This window comes from Vibrio brasiliensis LMG 20546, from assembly GCF_000189255.1.
In the GTDB taxonomy this organism is placed as follows: domain Bacteria; phylum Pseudomonadota; class Gammaproteobacteria; order Enterobacterales; family Vibrionaceae; genus Vibrio; species Vibrio brasiliensis.
The window spans coordinates 1-19,506 of record NZ_AEVS01000005.1 but is presented as its reverse complement, the minus strand read 5'-3'; the positions used below and the strand labels follow the sequence as shown (position 1 = coordinate 19,506).

The 19,506-nt window shown below is 45.6% G+C and carries 19 protein-coding genes and 1 tRNA gene; 1 reads left to right on the top strand and 19 read right to left on the bottom strand.

What is annotated here, in order from left to right; genetic code table 11:
• Nucleotides 1–169 precede the first annotated feature (169 nt).
• The 10 genes from RH46_RS00680 to RH46_RS00635 form a co-directional block, all read right to left on the bottom strand.
• The gene (locus RH46_RS00680) at nucleotides 170–1,588 is read right to left on the bottom strand and encodes a restriction endonuclease subunit S (RefSeq protein ID WP_006877460.1); all 1,419 of its coding nucleotides are present in this window, start codon (nucleotides 1,586–1,588) and stop codon (nucleotides 170–172) included.
• On the bottom strand, nucleotides 1,578–3,194 hold the full coding sequence (locus tag RH46_RS00675; RefSeq protein WP_006877459.1) for a type I restriction-modification system subunit M: 1,617 nt from the start codon (nucleotides 3,192–3,194) through the stop codon (nucleotides 1,578–1,580). Before RH46_RS00675 ends, RH46_RS00680 begins: the two co-directional genes overlap by 11 nt.
• Before the next feature lie 146 nt (nucleotides 3,195–3,340).
• The gene (locus RH46_RS00670; RefSeq protein ID WP_006877458.1) at nucleotides 3,341–3,979 is read right to left on the bottom strand and encodes a hypothetical protein; all 639 of its coding nucleotides are present in this window, start codon (nucleotides 3,977–3,979) and stop codon (nucleotides 3,341–3,343) included.
• An 83-nt stretch (nucleotides 3,980–4,062) separates the two neighbouring features.
• Nucleotides 4,063–5,112, bottom strand: a complete 1,050-nt coding sequence (locus RH46_RS00665) for a helicase RepA family protein (RefSeq protein WP_006877457.1) — start codon at nucleotides 5,110–5,112, stop codon at nucleotides 4,063–4,065.
• A complete protein-coding gene (locus RH46_RS00660; RefSeq protein WP_006877456.1) occupies nucleotides 5,105–5,449 on the bottom strand; it encodes a hypothetical protein in 345 nt (114 codons plus the stop codon). The genes RH46_RS00665 and RH46_RS00660 overlap by 8 nt, the downstream gene beginning before the upstream one ends.
• Entirely contained in the window at nucleotides 5,449–5,688 is a 240-nt protein-coding gene (locus tag RH46_RS00655; RefSeq protein WP_006877455.1) for a hypothetical protein, read from the bottom strand. Before RH46_RS00655 ends, RH46_RS00660 begins: the two co-directional genes overlap by 1 nt.
• Nucleotides 5,689–5,806: 118 nt before the next feature.
• Complete coding sequence (locus RH46_RS00650) at nucleotides 5,807–6,247, bottom strand: hypothetical protein (RefSeq protein WP_040894751.1); 441 nt, start codon at nucleotides 6,245–6,247, stop codon at nucleotides 5,807–5,809.
• Nucleotides 6,223–6,615, bottom strand: a complete 393-nt coding sequence (locus tag RH46_RS00645) for a hypothetical protein (RefSeq protein WP_006877453.1) — start codon at nucleotides 6,613–6,615, stop codon at nucleotides 6,223–6,225. The genes RH46_RS00650 and RH46_RS00645 overlap by 25 nt, the downstream gene beginning before the upstream one ends.
• A complete protein-coding gene (locus RH46_RS00640) occupies nucleotides 6,609–7,589 on the bottom strand; it encodes a tyrosine-type recombinase/integrase (protein ID WP_241210036.1) in 981 nt (326 codons plus the stop codon). Before RH46_RS00640 ends, RH46_RS00645 begins: the two co-directional genes overlap by 7 nt.
• A gap of 216 nt (nucleotides 7,590–7,805) precedes the next feature.
• A tRNA-Leu gene (locus RH46_RS00635) sits at nucleotides 7,806–7,890 on the bottom strand.
• 191 nt (nucleotides 7,891–8,081) lie between these two features.
• Between RH46_RS00635 and RH46_RS00630 the strand changes: the two genes are divergently transcribed.
• Nucleotides 8,082–8,558, top strand: a complete 477-nt coding sequence (locus RH46_RS00630) for an RDD family protein (protein WP_006877451.1) — start codon at nucleotides 8,082–8,084, stop codon at nucleotides 8,556–8,558.
• Nucleotides 8,559–8,618: 60 nt separating this feature from the next.
• Here the strand turns inward: RH46_RS00630 and luxS are convergent, their stop codons facing one another.
• The 9 genes from luxS to RH46_RS00585 all read right to left on the bottom strand — a co-directional run bounded on the left by luxS (nucleotide 8,619) and on the right by RH46_RS00585 (nucleotide 19,064).
• Nucleotides 8,619–9,137 carry an S-ribosylhomocysteine lyase gene (luxS, locus tag RH46_RS00625; protein ID WP_006877450.1) on the bottom strand — a complete coding sequence of 173 codons (519 nt, stop codon included), beginning with the start codon at nucleotides 9,135–9,137 and terminating at the stop codon, nucleotides 8,619–8,621.
• Between the two features lie 30 nt (nucleotides 9,138–9,167).
• A complete protein-coding gene (locus tag RH46_RS00620) occupies nucleotides 9,168–9,767 on the bottom strand; it encodes a transglycosylase SLT domain-containing protein (RefSeq protein ID WP_239945091.1) in 600 nt (199 codons plus the stop codon).
• 9 nt (nucleotides 9,768–9,776) lie between these two features.
• Nucleotides 9,777–11,345, bottom strand: a complete 1,569-nt coding sequence (gene gshA, locus RH46_RS00615) for a glutamate--cysteine ligase (protein WP_006877448.1) — start codon at nucleotides 11,343–11,345, stop codon at nucleotides 9,777–9,779.
• A gap of 109 nt (nucleotides 11,346–11,454) precedes the next feature.
• The gene (locus tag RH46_RS00610) at nucleotides 11,455–14,313 is read right to left on the bottom strand and encodes a M16 family metallopeptidase (RefSeq protein WP_006877447.1); all 2,859 of its coding nucleotides are present in this window, start codon (nucleotides 14,311–14,313) and stop codon (nucleotides 11,455–11,457) included.
• 9 nt (nucleotides 14,314–14,322) lie between these two features.
• Nucleotides 14,323–14,784 (bottom strand): YqaA family protein, encoded by a 462-nt coding sequence (locus RH46_RS00605; RefSeq protein ID WP_006877446.1) that lies wholly within the window; start codon nucleotides 14,782–14,784, stop codon nucleotides 14,323–14,325.
• Nucleotides 14,778–15,728, bottom strand: coding sequence for an NADP-dependent oxidoreductase (locus RH46_RS00600; RefSeq protein WP_006877445.1), 951 nt, complete (start codon nucleotides 15,726–15,728; stop codon nucleotides 14,778–14,780). The genes RH46_RS00605 and RH46_RS00600 overlap by 7 nt, the downstream gene beginning before the upstream one ends.
• Nucleotides 15,729–15,852: 124 nt before the next feature.
• Nucleotides 15,853–16,983 (bottom strand): sodium ion-translocating decarboxylase subunit beta, encoded by a 1,131-nt coding sequence (locus RH46_RS00595; RefSeq protein ID WP_040894748.1) that lies wholly within the window; start codon nucleotides 16,981–16,983, stop codon nucleotides 15,853–15,855.
• Nucleotides 16,984–16,992: 9 nt separating this feature from the next.
• A complete protein-coding gene (oadA, locus tag RH46_RS00590; RefSeq protein WP_006877443.1) occupies nucleotides 16,993–18,774 on the bottom strand; it encodes a sodium-extruding oxaloacetate decarboxylase subunit alpha in 1,782 nt (593 codons plus the stop codon).
• 32 nt (nucleotides 18,775–18,806) lie between these two features.
• Nucleotides 18,807–19,064: an oxaloacetate decarboxylase subunit gamma gene (locus RH46_RS00585; protein ID WP_006877442.1), complete on the bottom strand. Its 258-nt coding sequence runs from the start codon at nucleotides 19,062–19,064 to the stop codon at nucleotides 18,807–18,809.
• Nucleotides 19,065–19,506 lie beyond the last annotated feature (442 nt).

Below are 19,506 nucleotides of genomic sequence, written 5' to 3'. Positions count from 1 at the left end.
TTAGAACCTTTCCAGTCGTTCGACCTTGCTCACCTCTGAACCCTTGTCCCTTCGTCGTCTCAGACCCGAGGGACGAGGTGTCTGAGATCTCGCTTTTCGTCCGGACTACCTTATAAAGAGCGAGATTCCGGATACGTTCGCTCCTCACTTTCCGGAATGACGATACGGGTTAATCCACCAGCGCTTTGGCTTGATCTACTTCAGGCGAATCTAAGTGTAATTCGCCCGAAATCAATTTAGGAAGCAGCGTGTCACGGAGTTTTTCTAGTCCAATAGATGTACTCGATTGACGCTTCTCTATCCAACTCATTACAAATGAAAAATAATGCTCCAACACTTCGGTGTTTGGGATCATTACGTATTCTGCTTCTAAGAAAAATTTTGTTTGAAAATTAGCAATACCTGTACTTTGGTTTTGGTATTCCCACATTTTCCCAGCTGCATATATGAACTTGAGGTGTTCAGATGCCAAAAGTCCAACCTTCTCGTTTACTGGTTTAAATCTCCGACAAAAACTTGCTGGTTCAACTACACCTCCCAAACGCGAAAGTACATCATTAGTTATTAGCAAAGAACGCCCTGTTGGCTGTTTAGGACTGCCTCCAGAGACCTCAATAACTATATCTGCATGTTCAAGTTTTCTCGTTTTGAGCTTTTTGCTTTCAACCCATCTTGTTGGAGCTGAACTGATACCGCCTGCGTTTAAATCGGGTATGTCAGTGCCACGAATAATTTTAACCTGTTCCGTATGCTTTTCATCTGGAACATCCTTCCCCCAATCACCACCTATCGTTTTATCCAACAGGTCTCCAAACTTGGTAAATGACCACCCCTTAGGAACCCAACCTAACTCACTCTCTTCAAATTCTCTTGGGAAAAGCTGACGAACATCATCAGGCAGCGGTTTAAAATCCGCACTTTCACGCACAGCTTTACGGCGCTCAACACGGGCTTCAAATACCTCAGGAATAGGACTGCCAGCATCAAGAGCGTTATCAATCACAGGGTCAAAATCGACAAACCAAGATTTAAACAACGTTTGTGCCATTTGTTCTAGGGTTTGGTTGATTTGGCGATTAATTTTGATCTTCTTATCAAAACCTCTCAATAACACTGCAACATGCTTTTGATGCTTTAAAGGCGGAATCTTTATCGGTATCTCTTTTAGTGCTTTGCCAGTTAAGTGCTTTATCGTTGTTCCTGTAAAATAGGCATCTAAAAGTTTGTTTTTACCCGCAAATAGAAACCAGTAATAAAGAAACTCACTATCAAGTCCATCTATAGTTCGTACTCGATGTAGTGCCTTCTGTATTTTCATGTTTGGAAGATCATCTTCCCAAATGGCGCAACGTCCAGGCTCTCCACCTTCACATACAATTAAATCCCCAGCTTTGATTCCATAACGTACATGCTCATGATCCTCAAATTTCATTTGAGCTAGTTCATCTAAGTCAAACGCCCCCCAGCGTACATTGCTATTACCAAGGTATGAATAAAATTCGCCTTTGTTTTTATTCTTATCAAGCATCTTGCCAAGACATGAATCAATATAATCGCCTAGCTTGGCATCAATCCATTCACTCCCCATAACCCAATGCCTCCAAGTTACTGCGAATCGCTTTATCTAACTCTTCGGCTTGGTTCATTTGGCTATAAAGGGTTTGAGACAGCTCACGCATCTTGGTTTCGAATGGAATACCATCGTCTTCTACTTCGGCTGCGCCGACGTAACGCCCCGGAGTGAGCACGAAATCATTAGTTTTGATCTCATCAAAACTTGCTTGCTTACAGAAACCTGCCACGTCTTCATATTTCTCAAGTTTACTGTCACCACGTTCTACTCGGGCTTTTAGCTCGGCGTCATCACTGCGCCATGCGTGGTAAGTGTCAGCAATAAGGGCAATGTCATCTACAGTCAGCTCTTTGTGTACGCGACTGGTCATGGTGCCCATTTCACGTGCATCAATAAACAGGGTTTCTTTTTCGCGTGGGCGGTAGCCTTTAGAGCTATTGGCTTGCTTGTTCTTAGTGATAAACCAGATACAAACAGGGATTTGGGTTGAGTAGAACAGCTGACCCGGCAGTGCAATCATACATTCCACTACATCGTTCTCGATAAGCTGCTGGCGGATTTCCCCTTCACCAGAAGTGTTTGAGCTCATAGAGCCGTTTGCCAAGACAAAACCAGCCGTGCCTGTTTCGCTCAGCTTAGAGAGCATATGCAAGATCCAACCGTAGTTGGCATTGCCTGTTGGCGGTGTACGGTAGCCAGAAAAGCGCGGATCTTTGGTTAGCTCGTTCTCGTCACGCCATTGGCTGATGTTAAACGGCGGGTTAGCCATAATGTAATCGGCTTTAAGGTCTTTGTGTTGGTCAGCAAAGAAGGTATCGGCTGGGCGCTCACCCAAGTTGCCTGATAAGCCGCGAATGGCTAAGTTCATTTTCGCCAGTTTGTAAGTGGTCGACGTCAACTCTTGGCCGTAAATTGCAATGTCTTTGGTGCGACCTTCATGCTGTTTTACGAACTTCAAAGACTGCACGAACATGCCGCCCGAACCACAGGCCGGGTCGTAAATTTTACCTTGAAACGGCTCTAGCATTTCTGTTAGTAGGGTTACTACTGACTTTGGCGTATAGAACTCACCACCGCCTTTACCTTCGGTTGCGGCAAATTTTCCAAGGAAATACTCGTAGACTCGACCCACTAGGTCTTCTTCGCTCATGTCGCATTCATCAGCGAGCGTGTCGATGTTCTCGATAGTATCAATCAGTGACGCGAGCTTTTTCACTTCAAGATCTTGGCGAGAGAAGTAGTTATCTGGCAGTGCGCCTTTCAAGCTTGGGTTGGCTTTTTCAATACTTGCCAGTGCGGTATCAATCACCACCGCGATGTTGTCTTGCTTGGCGTGCTTCTGCACAAATGACCAACGAGAGCTTTCCTCTAGGTAGAAGATGTTGTCTTGCTGGTAGAACTCTTTCATATCAACAAAAGCTTCTTGGCCATCATCAATCATCTTTTGGCGGCGAGTTTCAAACTTGTCGCTAATGAATTTAAGGAACACAAGGCTCAATACGACGTGCTTGTATTCTGATGATTCGACACTGCCACGCAGTTGGTTTGCGGTATCCCAAAGGGTCTCTTCAAAGCCTTTCTTTTTCGCAGGGGCTTTTTTCTTTGCTGGTGCTTTAGCCATGATGATAAATACTTCTCAATAGATGAACTTGGCCCCGAAAACAGAGCCAAGATTTATTGCGACGTATTGTATAGTAAAGGATAGCGATGTGGAGGTTTTGAATAGATATTCTAGAGCTTAATTGCATATTATCTTACAAGGAGGACTTACCAACTTATGTTATAGATAACTTTATCATTTTTGTTCTGCTCTGCTCTTCGCTGCATGATACTTTGCTCCAGTAACTCAGCTTGAGCTTTATCTTTCCTAATCATGACTGTATCCCGTTTTAGCTTAGACAGTGTGATACAAAGGGACTCTATTCTGGCGACCGCCCTATCTTCCGCATCCACCAGCTTCATCAAGAGTTCACTCAAGTATTTGCATTGCTCTAAATCTTGAGCCAAACGTGACTCATGTAGAAGGTTATCCAACTGCTGCCTTTGTTTTAGCACCGATACCAAGCGAGCTCGACTAACTAAGAGTTCTTCGTCTAACGAACACACTTCACTAGCAGTGCGTAAATCATCCTCTTCAACGTGCTTCGCATACGCACCATGTGTTCTTGCAGCTTGATTGCCCTGCCCAAATGAACCGTGATTCGCTTTTTGGGGTTGGGGCGTGATCACTTTTTGCCGTTTCGTTCCGATCACATTTTTGCATTCTGCCTTTATCTCGCTGACCTTGATTTGTTTTCTTGCAGATTGGTAATCGATGCCATGTGACTTACACCAAGCGGCTAAACTAATACCAGATTGAATATATGACTCTTTATACTTTTGCCTAGTTTGGTTCCAATCACTCATAACTAGCTCCCTATAATTCTGTTACTGTTACCCTTCACCTCACCTCCGCTCCCCATGTATATGGCAGTCGGAGGTGAGGTGCATTATTTACTTGATGGCATGCATCTAAAATCACCATCCCTTTCTTCAAGCAGTCCTCGGTCAATGAGTCTCTGGACGCTCCTGCTAAAATTCTTCTGTGGGAACCCTAATGCCTTAAAGTCATCAAGCACTAGCGCTCTTGAGGTAGATTGACTAGAGGCCACACGCCCGCGAACAATTTCCCATAGCGCAGTTTGAGCTGGAGAAAGAGGTCTAGCGTCAACCAACTCTTTAGCGCTTGCTAGTTCAGGCTTACTATCTGCGGCCAGAGAGTAAACTTTTTTGCCCTCTTGATTCGTAAAGACATAGACTGGCTTTAGTTTGACTGAGCGCTTAGCTATAGGCTCATCGTCCTTCATCTTTTCGCAACTGAGTATTAAAGCCGGCTCACTCGTTTCATCTTCAGCTTCCCTAGTCACTTTGAACTCAAAATCACACGCAGCACGAAGCGCTGAGCTTCCTCTCGCTGCATTGGCTTCGCTCTTACCACTGTGGTGAACTACAAGTACACTGACTCCTTTGGTTGCTTTAAGCATATCGCAGCCAGAAATGAAGTAATTCATATCCTTAGTGCTGTTTTCATCAGCACCATTAAAGCAACGGGCAAGCGTATCGAAAATAACTAACTCAATCTTAGTGTTTTGCGTAGTTTCGATTTCATCTATGGTAGCCTGAAGCATTCGCAGTGCTTCAGGGTTGGCAATATGTACAGGCACGCAGATCGAATAGTAGTTCTCTAGTTGCTTGCCACCTAAATACTCTTTCTCCCATCCTTTAACACGCCTAGCAGCACCAATCCCCCCTTCTGCAACAACATATAACACACCCGCTTGCTTTACCTTACGACCATCCCATTCAATACCAGAGGCGACATGAGCAGCCCACCCCATGATAAGAAATGATTTAAATGAACCACTAGGGCCATAAACCACACCAAATGACTGAGCAGGGAGTACTCCCTCAATAAGGTAGTCTAGTTGGACATCGTAACCATCAGAGCCTTTTGCCCATTTATAGCTTTTGACCTTTAGCTGACTGTTGAGGTTACCCATATTGACGCTTCCTTTTATCTCTATACAATTCTCGGAGTTTGTTGTTGAGTTCTTTCTTGCTCATGAAGCGCCCATCCCAATTTTTCTTCATAGGAAGGCGCCCTTCTTTGTACTCAAAGAAAACCTTGGCAACTCCCTGTGCAGTTACGTACAATCTACAGCCGCCTCCTTTGAACTCAATTTCGCTCGCCGTACCAGCAGGCACATACCCAAAAGGAGTTTTATTTAGCATTCCGCTATACGCGAAATGTTCCAAGCTCAAATCTACATCGACCCCCTCCATCTCTAGAAGTAACTCTCTAAGGCTGAGATTGAACGCTGGATTATCTTTAGACATTATTCTTCCTCCTGTTGTTCAGGAAGTTGGCCGGCCAGCCACATTCCAAATAACGGAAGACAGATGTACCCTTTTTTGCCGACTTGACGATAGCAGCGTGACAGCCCTGGATGCTGTTCTCTGAGCCAGAATAGGCGTTTTAGCTGAGGTTGGGTGAACTGAGGAAAACTGTCAGCAACCTTGGTCAGAGGCTGCCAGTTTTCTAGGTTTGAAGTAATTGGCTCAATAGTTCGAGTCATGGTTTTCTCCCGCTTGATTGGGTTACCAATACCGCACACCCATTGCGTGCGGCTTCGGGGGAGATTTTTATCGCGAAATTTTTTTTACTATCGGTCGGCAGTAAAAAAATATTGCTGGTTAAGGTACAATTTCGTGATAACCATCACAATTTAGCGAGCGTAGCTCTAACCAATCCTTGTTCAAGAGTTTGTCGAATTTTCGAAGAACTTTGTATATGTAGCTAGGTTTGAGGTAGGCCAACTGCTCCATTTTCTCCAGTTCCTCAGATAATTTCTTGAGATTGTAGCCTCCATTCTTTTTTCTATACTTGGCTAGATCAATGTACCGAATAATGACCTGCTGTATATGTTGCTCATTTTCCACTCTCTGAGCACTTGCTTCTAGATTCGTATCATCTAGTGAAGGCTTGCCATCGACCTGTAATTTGGACTCATGGGCTGCAAGCGTTAACTTTTCTCTTGCTTCCCTATATTGCCTTTCGTATAAAGTAGCATCATCCCAGTTCTCATCCTGCTCTGCGATACTCCAGTTAACTAAACACTGTAGAGACTCACCCAAAAAAACCAAAAAGCATTGCGCTTATCAGCACCAAGTCTTTTTAAGAGTATATACACCGGGATGTACTCATTCTCATAGTAGTTATGCTCTGCCCACTCTTCTAGGCTAAAACCCGTGAGCATTAGCATCTTATGATAATGTACCCATTGCACTTCGATCTCGGTACCGCCGTAATCAGAACTTTGACTGATGCTGATTATTTTTCGGTTTACATCACAACAGCGCTCAACTCTTCCATCGGCAGCTAGCCTAGCTAGCAAACCGTTCGGCTGTTCAACTTTGTCATATTTAGGAACATTAAGACTCCCGACTTTGCCACTACTGCGCTTGGCACGCTGTTTACTCACTATATGACGTTTTTTTAACACTGCTTGGATATCCCTTTTGTTCTCTGTCCAATGTTACCTAGAACACGCTCAGTAAGCATCTGCTGATGACTCACACATAAATGCGCGTAACGTTGCGTCATTGCAATCGTCTTATGCCCCAGTACCTGCTTGATTTCTAACAGACTTGCGCCATTCATGGCGAGAATACTCGCACAGGTGTGACGCAGATCGTGAAAGCGAAAACTGTGAATATGCGCCTTGGTGAGCGCCTCCTTCCAGTGGTAATCAAAATTCTTAAAGTACATGGCTGGAAGCTCAGGACAGGGGAACAAGTAGCCAGAGGAGCGACGATACTTCATCAGCTCAGTCACGGCCTCATGTGTTAATGTCAGCAATCGTTGTTCACCATTCTTGGTAGTGCTTAAGTGGATAGTCCGCGTTTTTAAGTTAATGCTTTCCCATCGACAAGTCAGCAATTCACTTCTTCTCGCTCCTGTCGTGATCGCAAGCAATACCAGCAGAAATAGTTGGTTCCATGACGAGTGACGACACGCACTAAGTAGACGCTCTATCTCTTCGTCACTCAGGTACCGAGTACGAGCATTGTTTTCAGTAAGCAGCGGGATCCCCTTGGTAGGGTTATGGTCGATGTCGTATTCATGCAGTAGATAACGATAGAGCGTGCCCAATGCGGCTTTATAACGATTGACGGTCGAAGGAGCACACCGTTTCAGCAAACCTCTTAGTTCGGCTTTGACCTTCTGTCGGGTGACTTTTCCCACAGCTATCGAGCCAAAAGCAGCAGACCAATAGCTTAATCGTTGTGCAAGACTGACGTCTTTGCCTTTGTACTGCTGCAAATACTCATCAATAGCATCGGAGACTAAAAAAGAATTGAGGGTTTGGTTGGTCATCGAATGGGAAAAGTCGTCATCGACCACCAGCAAAGCGGCAAACTTTTCTGCGGATTTTTTAGTAGGGAATGATTTAGAGATACGTTGCCCGTCTCGCATGAATTGCACGCGATAGGTGGTTTTCTTTTTGCCCTTGCGGACCTGAATAGTGGCCATGTTGACTCCTTGCACCAAATTGCACCAAAAATGCAACCGCACAACGGGAGATTCAAAACCAACTGTTCGATACTTTGAGCCAGTATTAGGGGACCAATCCTAATATTACTTTAGATAAAACAAAGCCCTAGCGACTGCTAAGGCTCTGTTTCAAAATTATGGTACCGGTGGGCGGACTTGAACCGCCACGCCCGAAGGCAACGGATTTTGAATCCGTCGTGTATACCAATTTCACCACACCGGCATCTTGGGGCATTGCCCTTTGATGTCTGGCATTATACGTATGCTTATTGATCGTGCAAGTGCAAAAGACTGAATTCCCTGTCGTTTGCCGATAAAATCGCCATAAATTGGTAAGCTGTGCGCAAGCTCTCTTTTCAGATTAAAATTGAAGCTTTATTCTTTCGCCTTATTTTATTTGGGTAAGTAGGTTTTATGTCAACGACTGACACTTTGCCACCAGCAGGCTTGTTTCGCCGCCTTGGGGCACTCTTTTACGATGGACTTATTATCATTGCTGTTGAAATGATGGCTGCTGGTATTGTTATCGCCGTTTTACATGCTTTGATGGCGCTGGGGATCTTTAATATCGGTGGCTTTGAAGATGTCAGTGATTTTCTCACAAACCATCCTATCTGGAGTCCGGTTTACACTGCTTATCTGGCATTTGTTTGGATTTACTTCTTCGTTTTCTTCTGGACCAGAGCAGGTCAGACATTAGGTATGCGTGCATGGAAACTGCATTTACGTAGCAATGATGGCAGACCTGTGTCAGTTACTCAGGCGCTGATTCGCATTGGTACTTCAGGTTTTGGTCTGGCGAACTTTACCGTTCCACTTGATCCACAGAAACGTGGCTTTCACGATATATGGGCAAAAACTCAAGTCGTTGTGTTACCGAAAGCGAATTAGACGAACAGAACCACAAACAAAAAAGGAAGGCTTTCGCCTTCCTTTTTTATTGCCAACACATTAGTCAACTTTAAGCTCTTTGAGCATCGCTTCCGGTAGCGCCAGCTCATCGTTTTTATTTACAGAGATACCAGCGGCCAGGATCGCTTCAGCAATCTGTTTTGCCTCATCGAGCGAGTGCATTGCTGCAGTACCACACTGATATTCATTCAGTTCAGGGATTTTGTTCTGACTTTCTACTTTCAGTACGTCTTGCATAGCCGCTAACCAGGCATCAGCGACTTGCTGTTCTTGTGGAGTACCGATCAGACTCATGTAGAAACCAGTACGACAGCCCATTGGAGAAATATCGATAATTTCAACACTGTCACCGTTTAAGTGGTTACGCATAAAACCAGCATAAAGGTGCTCTAATGTATGAATCCCTTTTTCAGATAGGATGTCTTTGTTTGGTGCAGTAAAGCGCAGATCAAATACCGTAATGGTGTCACCCTTTGGCGTGGTCATGGTTTTCGCCACTCGAACCGCAGGTGCATTCATGCGGGTGTGATCTACAGTAAAACTATCTAATAACGGCATTGTCCTTCTCCATTGTGACTGCTCTGGTACCTAAAAGAACCAGCTTCTATTGTTTTCTAATTCCTGTCGGCACTGTTTAAGTTGCCAACCATAATCCTTTGCTTGCTGCTCGACTTTGCGCGCAACTCGAATTAGTGACGGTTTTGCTTGATAGCTTTTACGCTTATAGCCGCCTCGACCTTCATGATAGGCTAAATACTGATTGTAAGCATCCCACTTTGACACGCCCAGTTGCCGCTGTGTTTCACTGGTATACCAGCCAATAAACATCAACGAATCGGCGAAGTCTGTTCTTGAGCCGCCATGACCGGTCGCCTTTTGAAAATCTTCCCATGCTGGATCTTGCGCTTGAGCATAACCGTAAGCACTACTTACTCTGCCCCATGGGATAAAACCAAGAAGGTAATCTTTAGGTGGTTTCGCATCGTGGCGAAAGCTACTTTCTTGTTTTACGAACGCCATCGATATCTGAATAGGCGTACCCCACTCATCCTGCATATCAACGGCGTCGTCATACCAGCCTGGCTTCTCACGAAAGATTTCACACAGGTTAGACTGATCCTTCGGTGGTGCTGTAGCACAACCACCAAGCACGGCAATGCTCACCACTACCGCTAATTTCCTTATCACGTTATGACCTTAAGAGTTTAAGTAAGAGAAGTACTCTTCAAGAAATTGATCAAAACTCTGGCTATCTGACGCTTCGACCTCAGACTGAGCCTGACGTGAACGAATCACTTCGTCTTCCATTTCAGCTTCACTGTACGTGCGGTAGTTATGGTTGAGGTGCTGTGTTCGATACTCCTTACCTAACTCGCAGCCAACTTTACCTAAACCACCGTAACGCTTGGTATCTTCGAGTAACTGGCCTGAGATAGTCTGCTCAGGGTTATCAATCCACGACAGAAGTTTGTAGCAAACCGCTTGGTAAGCTTCACCACCTACTGCCTGATCCATCTTCTCTGCAATTTGAACCAACTCGACGAATACACGCTTAGCCCAATCTTGCAGTGTAAGGACTTCACCTTTACAACCAATCTGTAGCTCAAGGCCTGGTTTACGACCTTCGACAATCACACGATTCCAGTTATCACGCCAACATGCTTGTTCGCAGTAGTCCATTGGCTCTGACTCTGTGAGTGCCGCCCATGTTAGGAACAGATCCAGGAAGCGAATTTGATCTTCATTGATACCCACTGAGCTGTATGGGTTAACGTCGAGAGAACGAACTTCAATATACTCAACCCCACCGCGTGCTAGTGCTTCTGACGGTTTTTCACCAGATTTAGCCACTCGCTTAGGACGAATCGGGGCATAGAGTTCATTTTCAATCTGAAGAACGTTGCTGTTAAGCTGACGGTATTCACCATCCACTTTAACGCCAATTTCTGCAAACTCTTCTGAAGGAGTGCGAATCGCCGTGTTCAAGCCATCCAGATACTCGTCCAGACTATTAAAACCAATTTTCAATGCACTCTGAGCACTGTTGGTATAACCCAGATCGCTCATACGTAACGAAGTCGAATGAGGCAGATAAAGTGTACCGCCGATACTTTCAAACGGTAGCTTGCTATCTCTGCCCTGGACAAATGACGAGCATAAAGCAGGAGATGCACCAAAGAAGTATGGGATTAGCCAGCCAAAGCGGTAGTAGTTACGAATCAATCCAAAATAAGCTTCTGACTTACTTGCCTGACGCTGCTGCTCACTCTGCTCACCCAGTAGTTGTTGCCAGAAGCTTTCTGGGAAAGAGAAGTTAAAGTGAACGCCAGAGATGATTTGCATTAAGCTACCGTAACGACGTTTCAAGCCTTCACGGTAGAGGGTTTTCATTTTCCCTGAGTTCGAGTCACCATACTGGGCAAGATTAATGTCATCTTCACTACCAACGTAACAAGGCATCGAAAGCGGCCACATTTTCTCTTCACCCAGTTTGGTCTGTGTAAAGTGGTGGATATCTTCAAGCTGTGCCGTCAGGGTCGTGATATCACTAGAAACCGGAGTAATAAACTCTAACAGTGACTCTGAAAAATCGGTAGTAATCCAGTTATTGGCGTAAGCAGAACCTAGCCCTTCCGGGTGTGGCGTTGTAGCCAGATGACCATCTTGGTGGTAACGCAGTGTTTCACGCTCAACACCACGTCCAAAACTCTTAAATACTTCTGGGTTTTGTGCAACTCGCTCAAGTCGCGCAGCAAATTCAGTCAAAATGAGGTTCGCTTATATCAATGGTTTGGTCGTTAAACCAAACTGGCTAAACAAATTCATAAAGGGTGACCAAAGTCACCCTTTAGCTATGCACTATGTTATGTGTACTCTAACGGATGATTTCAAGCTCTTCTATCGGAATCTGCAAACTTTCTAACTGTGGCTTGAGGGATTTAGCATCACCGACAACAATAATTTGGTAGTCATCTGGGTTAAACCACTTGTTAGCCAACTCATCTAGCGTCTGCTTATTTACCGTTTCGACAATTTCATTACGCTGCTTGAGGTAATCTTCGTCAAGGCTATAGGCAAGAATACTATTAAGTAATCCGGCTTTCTGTGAAGGCGTTTCATACTTTAGTGCATCTTGTTGACCGACCGCTAAGCGTAAAAATTTCATTTCGTCATCGCTCATGCCATTTTGGCTGTACGTTTCGAGCTCTTTTCGCATCTCGATAATCGATGGAATTGTCGAGTCTGCACGTACTTGAGCGGAAAAGACGACCGCACCTACCTCTCTATTTGAAGCCAGATAGCCACTTGCTCCGTAAGTGTAGCCTTTGTCTTCACGTAAGTTCTGGTTGATGCGACTATTGAAGTTCCCTGCCAAATTAAAGTTGGCAAGTTGAGTTAGGTAAACCTCTCCAGTGGCATCAAACGGCAGTCCGAGTCGTACCATGCGTACCACACTTTGTGGCGCCCCTGGTTTATCGACCAGATAGATTTTTTGCTGTTCATTTGCTTTAACTAACTGCGGTCTCAGCAATGGTGCGACTTCCCCTTGCCAGTTATCGATAAAGGCAAGCTGCTGTTTAACTTGCTTCTTATTGATATCGCCTACCACCACAATTTGTGCCCCCTGAGGGGTATAGTGCTGTTTGTAGAAGGCTTTAACATCGTCCAGTGTCAAACTCTCTACTGATGCCTGAGTACCATCATTTGAGCGCTGATAAACCGTGCCATCAAACAGCACCTGACGCGTTGCCTGAGATGCTAACCAACTGGTTTTCTGGTGTTGATAAACGATGCCTTCCAGCATTTGCTTCTTAATACGGTCGAAGTCTTGTTGACGGAATGCAGGTTTAAACAGTACCTCTTCAGCAATTTTAAGCGTCTGCGGTAAGTTTTTCTCTAAACTAGAGATTGAAATGCTGGTGGTGTAATTACCCGCTTGCACGCTAACCGAACTACCTAACTTATCTAATCGGGCTTGTAACTCTTCAAGGCTAGAGTCCTGAGTTGCCTCCTGCATCATGGATGCTGTTAAGTTAGCCAGGCCTTCTTTACCCCTCGCGACATAACGCTCACCGGCAGGGAAACTAATTTCTAGCTGCACCGTTGGAGTTTCAGAACTGACCGTTCCTAAGACTTCTGCACCGTTATCAAAGTAGATACGGTAGAGCTCTGGCATTTGTGCCTTAACGCCTTCAGCGACTTCAGGCATCACTGAACGATCGAAGTTGTCTTCTGCACGGCGATAAGCAAGTTGGTCTTCAGTCACTTTCTGGTAAGCAGGTAGAGTTCTCTCAGGAGTGACAAAGTTGGCCGGAGCTGCCGCTAACTCAGCTTTGCCTCTTGGTACAACACTCAACGCAACTTTAGGGTGGCCATTAACGTAAGTTTTGTAGGCATCCATCACTGACTCTGGCGTTACCGCTCGTATCTCGGCTAACTGCGACTGAATACGGTCAGGTTTATTGAAGAAGGTTTGGTTAGATGCCAACTGTGACACCTTGCCACGAACACTTTGCAAAGCAAAAACTGATTGAGCTTCTGCCATACCAGTGATCTGTTCAAGGCGTGCTTGATCAACACCTTTAGCTTCAAACTCACCCAGGGTTTGCATCAACTCTTGATAGAGAGGTTTTAACGCCCCCTTCTCACCCGATGGAGCCATTGCATAAACGTAGAAGTTACAGGCTAGTTCAGCACAATCCTGAAATGCGCCTGCATCAACGGCCTTCTGAGTCTTAACCAGCTTTTGGTACAACAGACTGTTTGCACCATTACCTAAGACATTCGCTAATGCATTCAGTGATGCCTGACCTTCCGCGCCATTGTAAGTGGTCGGCCAGCCGATCATCAGCATTGGCTGCTGAATGCGATCTTCGAGAGTGACATAACGATCTTGTGTCAATTTTGCTGGTTGTTTTGGTGCCTGATTCACTTCAGGTCCGCTAGGGATTGATCCGAAGTACTTGTTGACCCACTCTAAGGTCTGATCCACATTGATATCACCACCAATCGTCAGCACCGCATTGTTCGGACCATACCAGCGTAAGAAGAATGCTTTCAGGTCATTGACGTCAACCCGGTCAAGATCTTCAACGTAACCTATGGTTTGCCATGAGTAAGGGTGACCTTCTGGATACATGGCTTCACCCATTTTCTCCCACATCAGGCCATATGGGCGATTATCATAATTTTGCGCGCGCTCGTTTTTCACCGTATCACGCTGAATTTCAAACTTACGTTGCGAAACCGCATCGAGCAAAAAGCCCATACGGTCAGACTCCAGCCACAGCATTTTCTCAAGCTGATTTGACGGTACAGTCTCAAAGTAGTTAGTACGATCCCGATTCGTCGTGCCGTTTAATGTTCCGCCAGCTTCAGTAATGATCTTGAAATGTTGTTGATCACCAACATTCTCACTGCCTTGAAACATCATATGTTCGAAGAAATGAGCAAAGCCAGACTTACCCGCTTCTTCACGAGCTGACCCCACGTGATAAGTCACATCGACATGGACAAGTGGATCTGAGTGATCCGGAGAAAGAATAACGGTCAAACCATTATCCAACTGGTACTTAGAGTACGGGATCATAGCCTTACCAGGCTCAGCCTCCACTTCTTCAACAAGCGTGACACCATCAGGTAAGGAGGAAAAGAAAGGTACCGAAGAGAGGTTATTGGAAGAACAACCGTATAGTGCGACAAGAGAAATAGCACCGAGCCAAATCTTTCTCATGACATCCCCTTAGAAAAAACCGTAAAAAACTGCAGCGAGTAAACTGTAACGGAGTGCTTTGCCAATCAATATTAGCCAGAAACTTGGCCAAAAGCGCATCCGTAACCAACCAGCGGCTAAACATAACGGATCACCAATCACTGGTAACCAGCTAAAAAGAAGCGACCAATAGCCGTATTTATTTAGCCATAATAAGGCTTTATGACCATGTTTTTCGTTTTGAGTTCTATTTGGTAGCCACAATCCAAGCCAATAGTTGGTTAGACCACCAAGAGTATTACCGAGTGTTGCTACAACAATGACGTTGAAAGTAGCGTATTGATTCAGGCTCAGCGTTGCAATCAGTCCTGCCTCAGACCCTCCGGGCAATAAAGTGGCACTGAGGAATCCACTTAAAAAGAGTACCCACAGTGCCGAATCAGAAAACCAAAGTGCAAAAGATTCAAATGCGCTATTAAACGCTTCTAACATTGCATATCAAGCAAGATCTTGCCCCTTGTATGTCCTGTTTCAATCTGTTTGTGCGCATCAACCACCTGCTCCAGTGGGTACACCTGTTGAATTTCAGTTTTAACCAGACCGACGCTCACCATGTAAAGTAGTGCATCCAGTTGTTCCGGGTTTGGATCAACAAGCATCCCTGTCGCTTCAAAGCCTAACAGTTTTGCTTTCTCGCAAATAAGCTCAGCCGACAAAGTTGGAACCGTGACCACTTTAGCACCATCTTTCAGGCATTTAAGCGCATCAAGAGCTGCATCACCACCGACTAAATCGATCAACACATCCGCTTCTTCAACTCGCTCAGAGACTGGTGCAAACTGATAATTCACCGCATGGGCACCTAAGGTCGCCATGTAATCCAGATTCGCTTCACTACAAGTGGTAAAGACTTCAGCTTTAGCTGCCACCGCTACCTGAATCGCAATATGACCAACGCCACCGGCACCCGCCAGGATCAGAACGCGTTGTCCTTCCTGCACCCCAGCTTTGTCTAGTGCCTGCACTGCCGTTTGACCAGCTAATGGCAGAGCTGCTGCCGCTTCAAGCGTAATGGAATCCGGTACAAGGCTCAGTGCCGCCTCAGGAACACAAACATATTGGCTATAGCCACCGCCAGAGAGCGGAAAGCCGATAAAACCAGCGACGTTATCGCCAAGCGCAAACCGTTCAGTCCCCTCTCCGACCTTAATAATTTCCCCAGAGATATCATAGCCAGGTACCCATGGTAGGTTATCTTTATTCTGAGACGCAGCCCAACCAAGGCCTGCCCGAGTTTTTACATCGATGGGATTCACACCAGAGAAGTGCACTTTAACCAACACTTCGCCAGTTTGTGGTTCTGGAATTGGTGAAGTTTGAATAACGAGAACGTCTGGATCACCAAATTGTGAGATTGCGATTTGTTTGTTTTCCATTTCATCATTTCCCTGTCGATATAAAAAAAGGGATGCGAAAGCATCCCTTTGAATATATACCATTTATTGCCAGCAAGTTAACCACTTACTCTCAATTTGACCAATTACTAACCGGAATTGATACCTAGCCAACAAGCGCTAGCAGAATACCAGCAGCAACAGCAGAACCAAGTACACCAGCTACGTTAGGCCCCATAGCGTGCATCAATAAGAAGTTTTGCGAGTTAGCCTCCAGACCAACCTTATTAACTACACGTGCGGCCATAGGTACTGCAGATACGCCTGCGGCACCAATCAGCGGGTTAATATCTTCCTTCGATAGCTTATTAAGTAGCTTAGCCATCAATACACCACCTGCGGTACCAATACTAAATGCGACAGCACCCAGCGCTAAGATACCCAGAGTTTCGATGTTGAGGAACTCTTCTGCTTGCAGCTTAGAACCAACACCCAGACCTAAGAAGATGGTCACAATATTGATCAGCTCGTTTTGCGCAGTCTTAGACAGACGATCAACCACACCTGCTTCACGCATCAGGTTACCCAGACAGAACATACCAACCAGTGGGGTAGCTGAAGGGAGGAACAAGATTGTCATCAGCAGTACCGCAAGTGGGAACAAGATCTTCTCGGCTTTGCCTACGTGACGTAGCTGTGCCATTTGGATCTTACGCTCTTCCGGTGATGTCAGCGCCTTCATGATTGGTGGCTGAATGATCGGAACCAGTGCCATATAACTGTATGCTGCAACGGCGATCGCACCAAGTAGATCAGGCGACAGTTGACTTGCTAAGAAGATAGCCGTCGGACCGTCAGCACCACCAATGATCGCGATAGACGCGGCATCTGGCATGCTGAATTCCATACCCGGTACGTAGTTAAGCAAGATTGCGCCGAACAGGGTAGCGAAGATACCAAACTGCGCCGCAGCACCCAGCCATAACGTCTTAGGGTTAGCGATAAGCGCACCAAAGTCAGTCATTGCACCAACGCCCATGAAGATAAGCAGTGGGAAAATTCCCGACTCAATACCAACGTAGTAAACGTAGTAGAGCAGACCGCCCTCTTCTGTAAAGCCAGCATTAGGAATGTTAGCTAAGATGGCACCAAAACCAATCGGCAATAGTAGTAACGGCTCAAATCCTTTACGAATCGCCAAAAACAGCAGTGTACAGCCAACCAAGATCATACAGATCTGGCCAAACTCGAAGTTGGCGATCCCTGTTTCTGACCAAAGGGTCATTAATCCTTCCATGCTACTCCCTTACGCTAAACTAAGTAGTGGAGCACCAACAGTCACAGAATCACCTTCTTTGACGTGTAGATCTTGGACGATACCACCGCGAGCAGCACGCACTTCCGTTTCCATCTTCATCGCTTCAAGAATTAACAGGACATCGCCTTCTGCTACCTGAGCGCCGCTGTGAACATTCACTTTGAAGATGTTACCCGCTAGCGGTGCAGGAACCGTTTCAGAGTTACCGGCTGGTGCAGCAGGAGCCGCTTGTTGCGCATTAGTACTTGGCTGCGCAGGAGCGACAGAAGTCAACTGACCTTGTGGACCAACTTCAACATCGTAAACCTGACCGTCAACTTTAACACTGTAAGCTTCGATGCCACCTTGTGCTGGTTGAGCAGCTACTGGCGCAAGCTCCTCTTTACCAGGAGCAGGTTCAAACGCATCAGGGTTATGACGGTTCTTAAGGAACTTAAGACCTACCTGAGGGAACAGTGCGTACGTTAGAACATCATCAACCGTATCCTCAGCCAATGAGATGCCGTCAGATTTCGCTTTCGCTAGCAGCTCATCAGTCAAACTATCCATTTCTGCTTCAAGCAAATCAGCAGGACGACAAGTAATAGCTTCAGCACCATCAAGCACTTTAGCCTGTAGCTCAGCATTCACTTCCGCAGGTGCTGCGCCATATTCACCTTTCAGTACGCCAGCAGTCTCTTTAGTGATGCTCTTATAGCGCTCACCAGTCAGCACGTTGATCACCGCCTGTGTACCAACGATCTGAGAGGTAGGGGTAACCAGTGGAATGTAACCAAGATCCTGACGAACACGTGGGATCTCTTCCAACACTTCGTCAAGACGATCCGCGGCACCCTGCTCTTTCAGCTGGCCTTCCATGTTGGTTAGCATGCCACCTGGAACCTGAGCGATGAGGATACGTGAATCAACACCTTTCAGCTGACCTTCAAACTTAGCGTACTTCTTACGAACTTCGCGGAAGTAAGCGGCAATTGGTTCAATTTGATCAAGCTTAAGATTGGTATCGCGCTCAGTACCCTGCAGCATAGCAACAACGGTTTCAGTTGGAGTATGGCCGTAAGTACAGCTCATCGACGAAATAGCGGTATCAAGAATATCAACGCCAGCTTCAACAGCTTTTACTGCCGTAGCGGTAGAAAGACCCGTTGTCGCATGACAGTGCAGTGCTAGCGGCACATCACATGAAGCCTTAATACGTGAAATCAGATCTTCTGCTTCGTATGGCTTAAGCAGACCAGACATATCTTTGATACATAGCGAGTGACAGCCAAGGTCTTCCAGACGCTTCGCCAAATCAACCCATGTATCCGTATTATGAACAGGGCTGGTTGTGTAAGAGAGTGTACCTTGTGCGTGAGCGCCAACATCGACAGCAGCCTTAACTGCTTTTTCAAAGTTACGAACGTCATTCATCGCGTCAAAGATACGGAATACATCCATACCATTGGCATGAGCACGTTCAACAAATTTCTCTACTACATCGTCAGCATAGTGACGGTAACCTAATAGGTTCTGGCCACGTAGCAACATTTGCATTGGGGTATTCGGCATCGCTTTCTTCAATGCGCGCAGACGTTCCCACGGGTCTTCGCCCAAGAATCGAATACAAGCATCAAACGTCGCACCGCCCCATGTTTCCAGAGACCAGTAACCGACCTTATCGAGCTCTTCAGCGATAGGTAACATATCCTCCAGACGCATACGAGTCGCGAATAACGACTGATGGGCGTCACGAAGGACCACGTCTGTTAAAGCTAGTGATTTAGACATGCTCATTAACTCCTTTTAAATCCTATCAAATGCTACTTAGCTGCAGAGGTACGGTACTGATGTACCGCTGCGGAAATGGCCGCAACAACCTTAGGGCTAACAGCAGAAGATGGTAATTGAACTTTGTTATTTTGATTAGGTGTAGCGATCGGCTCTGGCACTTCTTCTGGCACCAGTTTTGACATCAACCGAACGAGGTAGACAAGAATAGTGAGGAATATAAACACTACAACCATCCCTGTAAGCATCAGGGTTGCAGCGTCTACTAGCAGGCTTCCAATATTATCCATTTTTGCATCCTTTCTTTGTCATCCTGACAACAACATTAGGCCTCTCGAAAATCATCTTCATGACGATAGATAAACACTAACGTATACCGGCATGATGCCGGTGCTCTTGTTGCCAGAACATACAGTAAAATCCTGACAAGAGGCTTAGGATTATCTCGATTGGTTAAACTTTGTCAATTTTGTTTAAGGAGCTATTGACGATAATGCACAAATCTAGGGAATTATTCGTCACACAAATCACATAAATCTGCAATATTCGGTCAATTGAGCATAAATAACTGTGTGTTTTATGACGTTATGACAAAACATTGTGCGTTACTGGGATGTAGATAAAAGAATTGGGAAAATCACTTAAGAAACAGAGAGTTGTAAAATTGATGTTTCAAAAATGTTAGAGAGATGTTAATAAAAAAGCCCTGCTATTTCTAGCAGGGCTTATAAT

Coding starts and splice junctions, on each gene's coding strand:
- RH46_RS00585 (WP_006877442.1), bottom strand. CDS start 19,064: ATGGATAATATTGGAAGCCTGCTAGTAGACGCTGCAACCCTGATGCTT.
- RH46_RS00680 (WP_006877460.1), bottom strand. CDS start 1,588: ATGGGGAGTGAATGGATTGATGCCAAGCTAGGCGATTATATTGATTCA.
- RH46_RS00610 (WP_006877447.1), bottom strand. CDS start 14,313: ATGAGAAAGATTTGGCTCGGTGCTATTTCTCTTGTCGCACTATACGGT.
- RH46_RS00595 (WP_040894748.1), bottom strand. CDS start 16,983: ATGGAAGGATTAATGACCCTTTGGTCAGAAACAGGGATCGCCAACTTC.
- RH46_RS00675 (WP_006877459.1), bottom strand. CDS start 3,194: ATGGCTAAAGCACCAGCAAAGAAAAAAGCCCCTGCGAAAAAGAAAGGC.
- RH46_RS00670 (WP_006877458.1), bottom strand. CDS start 3,979: ATGAGTGATTGGAACCAAACTAGGCAAAAGTATAAAGAGTCATATATT.
- RH46_RS00640 (WP_241210036.1), bottom strand. CDS start 7,589: ATGCGAGACGGGCAACGTATCTCTAAATCATTCCCTACTAAAAAATCC.
- RH46_RS00600 (WP_006877445.1), bottom strand. CDS start 15,728: ATGGAAAACAAACAAATCGCAATCTCACAATTTGGTGATCCAGACGTT.
- RH46_RS00630 (WP_006877451.1), top strand. CDS start 8,082: ATGTCAACGACTGACACTTTGCCACCAGCAGGCTTGTTTCGCCGCCTT.
- RH46_RS00660 (WP_006877456.1), bottom strand. CDS start 5,449: ATGTCTAAAGATAATCCAGCGTTCAATCTCAGCCTTAGAGAGTTACTT.
- oadA (WP_006877443.1), bottom strand. CDS start 18,774: ATGTCTAAATCACTAGCTTTAACAGACGTGGTCCTTCGTGACGCCCAT.
- RH46_RS00655 (WP_006877455.1), bottom strand. CDS start 5,688: ATGACTCGAACTATTGAGCCAATTACTTCAAACCTAGAAAACTGGCAG.
- RH46_RS00665 (WP_006877457.1), bottom strand. CDS start 5,112: ATGGGTAACCTCAACAGTCAGCTAAAGGTCAAAAGCTATAAATGGGCA.
- luxS (WP_006877450.1), bottom strand. CDS start 9,137: ATGCCGTTATTAGATAGTTTTACTGTAGATCACACCCGCATGAATGCA.
- RH46_RS00605 (WP_006877446.1), bottom strand. CDS start 14,784: ATGTTAGAAGCGTTTAATAGCGCATTTGAATCTTTTGCACTTTGGTTT.